Raw genomic sequence first — 7784 nt, forward strand, 5'->3', positions numbered from 1 at the left:
CTTAAAGAAATTGCCTTAAATTCAATTTTTAATAAATTAACAAGATATTTAATACCACTTTAAAAGTAATTAAATATAATCCTACCATGAGATTCCTGCTTATACCCTGTCTTTATCCCCTTTTAAAGGCAATGACATTTTAAGAAAAGTGAAATGACATTCTGAACAAAGTCACTCCTTCTATGCCAATACCGGCTACTTCAATGGTTTAAAAACAATTTCGTAAGACTTGGCTTTGTTTAGAAATTCATTAGCAAACTGCTGAATGTCTTTTTCAGTGATGCTATTTACAATAGCTACATAAGCTGCAGGATTATCCATGTTTATATTGTACTCAAAAAAATTGTATAATAAACTCAAACTGTAGCTGTTAAAATTTTTGCTATCTTCTCTTGATTTCAAGTAGTTGCTTTTGGTTTTCGCCAGGTCCTCTTTTACCAAAACGCCATTTTTAATTTTGTTAATTTCGTTGTACACTATAGGAAGTAAACTGTTCACTTTGATCGGATCTGAATCAAAATTTATCGATAGAGCAACCGTATTTTTTGGAAATCTCGAAGCTGCTGCACTGACCTGAACACCATAAGTTCCTCCTTCCTTCTCTCTAAGATTCTCTGTATAGCGTAAAGTCAAAATGTCACGCAGCATATCCGCCAAAACAGCATTTTTGGAAGTGTATTTAAAATCGCTTTCAAACTGAATATTGACCGTACTTTTGGGCGTTTCCATTTTAATTAAAACTTCTTTGTTAATTTTATTAGAACTCCAAACAGGTGTTTTGTCTTTGAATGTTTCATCTCTTTTTATACCGGGAATACTGGCGATGTATTTTTCTAATAGTGGTTTCAGTACTTCCGATGTTACGTCACCTACGATAAAAAACTCAAAGTTAGAAACATCACAAAATCGCTCTTTATAAATTGCTTCTATTCTTTCAAAAGACAAATCATCAATAAACTGCTGATCCAAAATTCTTACTCTGGGATTATTTTTCCCGTAAACGATTGCATTGATACTATCGGTCATTTTTGCATTGATATCCTTGTCTTTGTTTTCCAGGTAATTTTGAAGATCTAATTTCTTAATATCATAAATTTCCTTGTCGAAACGCGGCTTTACAAAACGCAGATGCACCAATTGCAGCATTGCTTCGAGGTCCTTTACTTTGGCATTACCCGAAACCGTCTCATTTAAATCTCCCACATTTATTCCCGTACCGACCACCTTTCCTGAAAGGATTTTTTCCAAATTAATATTAGAAAATGCTCCCACACCTGAAGCATCTGTCAAACCGTTCAGTGCAAATGTCGATGGCAGATCTTTGAGATCATATAAGGACGCCCCCCCGAAACTTTCCGCATACAACTGTACATCATTTACATTTTTATTGGCAAATTTATAATGCACCTTTACGCCATTGCTTAAAATATAAGTAGTAGCTCCGATTTCTTTACTTTCCTTTTCAGCAGTAATTTTACCCGGAACAATTGTTACATCAGTCAACAGTGACTTATCATTAAAACTGTCTGTATAAGGCTTTAAATTAGGATTGTTTTCTGATTTGGTAATAATAGCAAAAGCGTTCTCCTTTGTTAAATTGGTTTCATTTTCCATCCCTTCAACAGTCACTACTCTGTTTTTTGAAGTATATCCACGAGTTAATTCGACCTGAAGAGCTTTTGAATCGATTTCTTTCAAAATAGATTGTATCATTTCAAACTCGCTTTTAGTATCTGTAAACAGTCGATGTAAAAGATAATCTGATTGTATACTATTGGCAATACTACTATGTGAAACTTCTTTCTCTGATTGGATATAGTTTTCGTAAAAAGAACTAATGAAAGTTACTTTTCTTTGAATTTCACCTTCCGAAAAACCAAATTTTCCGGCACGTATATACTCATCCACAACTACAGCTAAAGCTTCTGCCTGTTTATTTGGTTTTGGAGCAATATCCATCCCCATTACATCATTCATTCTTTTAAAATTAGAATAATAAGCCTCCGCATTTTTAAACGGACAGTTTTCTTTCTGTGCTAATTCATTCAATCTGTCGTTGAGCATCGAAAACGCCATTATCCTCGTTATTGACTGCTTTAGATCAGCAAAAGTCTGACTCTGACCTGCGCCATTTTGAATGATTTTAAAAGATATAGCCGAATTTGTGATTTCTTTATCGAGTGCTAACTTAAAAAAAGGTTCCTCATGATCCGGAATTGCGACCTCAAAACGTTTTTTCGGGTTTTTAGCTTTCGGAATATCAGCAAATAACGTTTTTATTTTTTGCTCAATTTCTTCAGCATTTACATCCCCAACAACCGCAATTGCCTGCAAATCGGGACGGTACCATTCTTTGTAAAAATCTCGTAGCAAAGTGTAATCAAAATGTTTTACAATATCCATATCACCAATAGCAACACGGTTTGCATACAGCGAATGGTTGTACAAATAAGGGTTGAATAAGTTAGAAATACGGGTTGATGCGTTTTGCCTGGTTCTCCATTCTTCAACAATAATACCACGTTCGGCATCAATTTCCTCATTGGTCAGTAGTAATGAATGAGACCAATCGTGTAAAATCAGTAATGCAGTATCAATTACTTTAGGATCTGTTGATGGAATATTGTCAAAATTATAAACCGTCTCATCAAAACTGGTGTAAGCATTTATATTATTTCCAAAAACAGCCCCTTGTTTTTCGAGAGTCGTCAAAATTTCTTTTCCGGGAAAGTTTTTAGTGCCATTAAAAGCCATGTGCTCCAGAAAATGTGCCAATCCTTTCTGATTGTCATTCTCTAAAATAGAGCCTACGTTTTGAATAATATAATAACTTGCTGTGTTTTTATTTACCGCTGTTGGATAAATATAATACGTCATGCCATTGGATAGTACTCCTTTTTTAAGAGTTTTATTTCCAATTAAGACATCAGCAGATTTGTAGTTTTGCGCATTTATTGAAGCAACTCCAATAAATAATAATAGTAAGTGTAAAAGTTGAGCGTGTACAGATTTCATCATTTTTGATTTCGGCATTTAAAGTAAGAATATACTATCCCACATCAGTTGAAAGTATACGTATTCGTCCTACTTAGAAGCATCTTTGCCTAAGAACGGATAGGATTCTTTTTCAGTTCATCTGATCATGGTATGCGCAAAATAATTAAAAATGATGTACCAAAAAATTTGCGTTACTTATTTAACACATTAAATTTCTGTGCGACACTCGTTCTGCTCCACCTATTTATACTTGAGTCACCATCCAAAATTTTTTAAAATCGCACTTTATAGCTCACCCCCGCTGTCCATGCTCGTGTAAGTCCGTCCGGTCTGACTTCTCTCACTACAAAAGGCGTCGCAACCGAGGCTTCGATACTACTTCCGGACGAAAAATGATATCCTGCAATTAGATTTCCATTAATGGTTAGTCCGTCAGAGCCTTTAATCGTCTGTCTTTGTCCGTAAATATCTTCATAAGTATCTTCCCCTAAATGATAAATCAAAAGCAAATTCGGCTTGAACGAAAATTTGCGATTGGCTGTATTTATGGTGTAGGTTCCGCGCAACAGAACGTCCGGTTTTCTCTCAAATAAATTGGTGGTCACAAAATCATCAGTACCGGAATATTCGCTGAAATAGGAATTCTTGTTTATATTAAAGACCGGCAATTGTATCGCAGAATTAAAATCCCAGTTTTTATAGTTCAGATTCACACTTCCTAAAAAATCAAAAGTTCCAAGACTGCTTTGATAATCCATTGGAAGCGGATGATCGTTTATTTTGAGATTACTTTGGTTAAACGGAACTTTAATCCCCGAAGTAAAACTCCATTTGTACAAATTTGTCGTAACGGGAGTATAGTTTGCCGTTAAAAAAGCATCTCCAACCGAGCCCCTTCCTCCAAAACTTCCATTGGCATACTGAGAAGTCACTTTTACATTTCCTGACCATTGTTTATTAAAACTCCTGGTGTAGCCAATATAACCCGACAAATATTTCACATCCACATCACCTTTTCCCAGAACAGTTCCAAATTCGATATGGTTGTTCTTCTTGTCATCATTTTCGTGAAATGCTCCTCCAATACTGCAAATACCGGCATCACTACAGCCTTGTGCGTTACTATAATTGAATATAAAAAATGAGGCTAAAACTATCAAAAAATTAATTTTCATAATAAGTTGGATTTTAAAGCAGCAGTAGCAAAAAGATGATTGAATTGCTGACAATGAATTAATACATAAGGATGAACCGTTAAATTTACTCCTGCCGGAATCGTATAGGTCTGTGAATTTCCTGTTCCTAAGCTTCCCAGATTTACAAAACTGTCCGGTCGATTGGTTTTAGAAAGATAAACCTTAAGATCAGGCCCACTGGAAATGCTAAAATCTTTAAGTGATAATTTGTACAGATCCCCTTCTTTGTAAATTCGGGCAGAACCGGTAACGGTATTGCCCGACTCAGCTTCAAAAGTTCCTGTAGAAAGCAAAATTGCTTCTGAAGAAACTACCATTGAACCAATTTTTTCGCGGGTCAGTTCTCCTTCAGATTCACAGCTGAAGAGTATTAAAATAGCTATAAAAGAAAAAATTGTTCTCATGTGATATCGTTTAGTAATTCGAAATTAGTAACTCTTACACTCTCCTAATGTCGGCTAGTTTACATATCCTGAACATTTTTGATATTCTCCGTTTGTATTTTACATTTTCTACTGCCTAGATCAAAAAAAACACCAAAGCGCTCCGTTATATTTTTTTACCTTTACCTGTTATAAAAAATCATTTAACAGATAGAAACCTATTTCTTAAACATAGAAGTCTCTGTGTATTTTAAATAAATGAAGCGCCTTTTTTGTGAGTGTTAAATCTATGTTTCTATGCGTTTAAAAATAATTACATCCAACGGGTTACTTTTATATCCATTATACCAATCGAGATGACAATTCAACAATTAAAATATATTGTAGCATTAGACGAGGAACGTCATTTTGCAAGAGCAGCAGAAGTTTGCCTGGTATCACAACCCGGACTAACCATTCAGCTAAAAAATCTGGAAGAAGAAATTGGAATTAAAATTTTCGATCGAAACAAGGTTCCGTTAACCCCTACCGTTCTTGGAACCGAAATTATAAACCGAGCCAAAAAAATACTTCGCGAGGCCGACGAAATTAGAGATTTTGTGGTGAATGAGAAAAACAAACTAGAAGGCGAAGTTAAAGTTGGAATCATTTCGACTTTATCCCCTTATCTGATACCACTTTTTATTCAGGCCATGAAAAAAGCCACTCCAAAAATGCAATTCATTATAAAAGAAGCCAATACCGGACAATTGATGAATGATGTTATGACAGGAGCTCTGGATGTAGCTATTATGGCAACTCCTACCGGAAATCCTCATTTAATGGAGCATCCGGTTTTTAAAGAACCTTTTGTAGCTTACCTAAATACGGTGCATCCTATGGCCACAGCATCACATTACGAATTGCAGCCCTCAGACCGGGCCGAATTGCTTTTGCTTCAAAACGAATATTGTTACAATGCGCAGCTGCTTGATATCTGTGATATCAAAAGTACAGGAAAAATTAAAGAGCAATTCAGTTACGATATTAGCTCGATTGAAACCCTTAAAAATTTGGTACGGGCCGAATTAGGATTCGCCATAATCCCTCAACTTTCGATGATTAACGAGGTAGAAACCGGGCTTTTTAAGCATTTTAAAGATCCAAAACCTGTACGTGAAATCAGTCTGGTGGTGTCTGATACTTTTTCTAAGAAATTATTGCTTGAAAAAATGAACGAAGCCATCTGGAATTGCTTACCGGAATCTTTGCAGCAAAATTTTGCTTACCGCAAAATAAAATGGAACGACTCTCCCTATTTTATTAAAGCTACCACCCGATAAATAGCTATCGGGAATCCATACAAAAAAAGCCAAAATACCTTGCAGTACTTTGGCTTTTCGTATTTAGAAAAATGCTTCAATTAGTAAGATCAATGGGAAAAAAAATACATCATCAAATTAAAATAATCTAAAGTTCTTTCACGCAGATTCTGCAGATTGTGCAGATTCTATAAGATTTTATTAATTGCTCCGCGTACATCTGCTCAAATCTCTTTTAAATCTGCGGGAAACCAAAAAAATACATCATCAAATTAAAATAATCTAAAGTTCTTTCACGCAGATTCTGCAGATTGAAACAGATTCTATAAGATTTTATTAATTGCTCCGCGTACATCTGCTCAAATCTCTTTTAAATCTGCGGGAAACCAAAAAAATGAATCATCAAATTAAAACAATCAAACCTATTTTCTCGCAGATCTCGCAGATTGTGCAGATTCTATAAGATTTTATTATTTTCCGCTTAGATCTTTAGCTGCACCAATAATTACGTTTGCCACAGCTTCCGGTTGTGAGATAAAAACACAATGGCTTCCTTTTACTTCTGTCGCTTTCGTTTTGGAACGTTTGTACATAGCATGCTGAATGGAAGGATCGATACTTTTGTCCTGTGTAGCAATTACTGCATAAGCCGGTTTATCTTTCCAGGCTGCTTTTGTAATAGGTGTGATAAACCCTTTGGCATAAAAAGCACCTTGCGAAGCGTACATAAAAGCGGCATCTTCCTTGCTAATGTCGGCACAGAAACCGGCATGAAACTTGGCCTCATCGTAATACACGATACCTTTATCATTTGGAGCCAAAACACCATTCTCGGGAGCGGGAGCGGCTGTTTGCAGCCATTGCAAAGCCGATTCTCCGTTATCCGGCTGAAAAGCGGCTACATATACCAATCCCACAACATTTGGGTGATTCCCGGCCTGCGTAATTACAGCACCTCCCCAGGAATGTCCCACTAAAATCGTTGGACCAACCTGATTGTCCAATACCATATTGGTTGCTGCTACATCGTCTTCAAGAGAGCTTAACGGATTTTGAACAATGGTAACTTTATATCCTTTTTTTGAAAGTACATCGTATAAATTTCTCCATCCGGAGCCGTCAGCAAATGCTCCGTGAACCAATACTACATTTTTAACTTTTGCCGGTGCAGTTTGTGCAATTGAAGTGGCAGATAGTAAGAAGGTCAAAATTAAAGCGGCAGACATGAATAAACCATTCAATTGTCTTTTTAAATTTATTGTTTTCATTTTTTTATTTTTTTAAGATGTTGTTTGTTAGATTCAAATAGTCTATTTAGGTGTAATTAATTCTAACACATAGTAACATAAATTTTGTATTTTCAAAAAGGACGTTTCACTTATTTTTAATACGCAGAGTAGTCTTTGTCAAAGAAATTTATTTCTTTATAACATGCTCTGCTACTCCTAAATTCTATGTCCCTATGTGTTTGATATATTGTCAGATACACTACTAAATATTTTTTTTTAAGACAGTAAAGACACGTTCAAAGCGATCTCTGTATTGAGCAGTTTTGAAATAGGACAAATCTCTTTTGCTTTTTGAGCTGTTTTCTCAAAATCTTCTGTAGTAATCCCCGGAACCGATCCCGAAAGTTCAAGTGTAATTAAAGTAATTGTTCCATCTTCAAAAGTTACTTTGGCTGTAGTATTTAAATCTTCAGGAACAAAACCGGCCTCTGATAATAAAAAGCTCAATTGCATTGTAAAACATCCCGCATGTGCAGCAGCAATCAATTCTTCAGGGTTAGTTCCTACTCCTTCCGCAAAACGGGTTTTAAAAGAGAGTTGAGCATTGTTTAAAGTAGTACTTTGAGTGCTGATGGTTCCTTTTCCTTCCATACCTGTTCCTTTCCAGTTGGCATGTGC

The 7784-nt window shown here is 35.7% G+C and carries 6 protein-coding genes; 1 reads left to right on the forward strand and 5 read right to left on the reverse strand.

Annotated features, from left to right (window positions below; translation table 11 throughout):
* Positions 1–195: 195 nt before the first annotated feature.
* The 3 genes from JO950_RS20235 to JO950_RS20245 all read right to left on the reverse strand — a co-directional run bounded on the left by JO950_RS20235 (position 196) and on the right by JO950_RS20245 (position 4597).
* Positions 196–3018, reverse strand: a complete 2823-nt coding sequence (locus JO950_RS20235) for a pitrilysin family protein (protein ID WP_237732403.1) — start codon at positions 3016–3018, stop codon at positions 196–198.
* 251 nt (positions 3019–3269) lie between these two features.
* Entirely contained in the window at positions 3270–4172 is a 903-nt protein-coding gene (locus tag JO950_RS20240) for a hypothetical protein (RefSeq protein ID WP_202704251.1), read from the reverse strand.
* Positions 4169–4597 carry a DM13 domain-containing protein gene (locus JO950_RS20245; RefSeq protein WP_202704252.1) on the reverse strand — a complete coding sequence of 143 codons (429 nt, stop codon included), beginning with the start codon at positions 4595–4597 and terminating at the stop codon, positions 4169–4171. Before JO950_RS20245 ends, JO950_RS20240 begins: the two co-directional genes overlap by 4 nt.
* Positions 4598–4932: 335 nt before the next feature.
* Between JO950_RS20245 and JO950_RS20250 the strand changes: the two genes are divergently transcribed.
* On the forward strand, positions 4933–5898 hold the full coding sequence (locus JO950_RS20250) for a hydrogen peroxide-inducible genes activator (RefSeq protein ID WP_202704253.1): 966 nt from the start codon (positions 4933–4935) through the stop codon (positions 5896–5898).
* A gap of 449 nt (positions 5899–6347) precedes the next feature.
* On the opposite strand, the gene JO950_RS20255 is transcribed toward JO950_RS20250, so the two are convergent.
* A complete protein-coding gene (locus tag JO950_RS20255; protein WP_237732404.1) occupies positions 6348–7145 on the reverse strand; it encodes an alpha/beta hydrolase in 798 nt (265 codons plus the stop codon).
* 237 nt (positions 7146–7382) lie between these two features.
* Positions 7383–7784, reverse strand: a 402-nt coding sequence (locus JO950_RS20260; protein WP_202704254.1) for an OsmC family protein, incomplete at its 5' end; no start/stop codon positions are given.

Source organism: Flavobacterium sp. UGB4466 (assembly GCF_903469665.1).
Taxonomy (GTDB): domain Bacteria; phylum Bacteroidota; class Bacteroidia; order Flavobacteriales; family Flavobacteriaceae; genus Flavobacterium; species Flavobacterium lipolyticum.

Coding starts and splice junctions, on each gene's coding strand:
- JO950_RS20235 (WP_237732403.1), bottom strand. CDS start 3,018: ATGATGAAATCTGTACACGCTCAACTTTTACACTTACTATTATTATTT.
- JO950_RS20240 (WP_202704251.1), bottom strand. CDS start 4,172: ATGAAAATTAATTTTTTGATAGTTTTAGCCTCATTTTTTATATTCAAT.
- JO950_RS20245 (WP_202704252.1), bottom strand. CDS start 4,597: ATGAGAACAATTTTTTCTTTTATAGCTATTTTAATACTCTTCAGCTGT.
- JO950_RS20250 (WP_202704253.1), top strand. CDS start 4,933: ATGACAATTCAACAATTAAAATATATTGTAGCATTAGACGAGGAACGT.
- JO950_RS20255 (WP_237732404.1), bottom strand. CDS start 7,145: ATGAAAACAATAAATTTAAAAAGACAATTGAATGGTTTATTCATGTCT.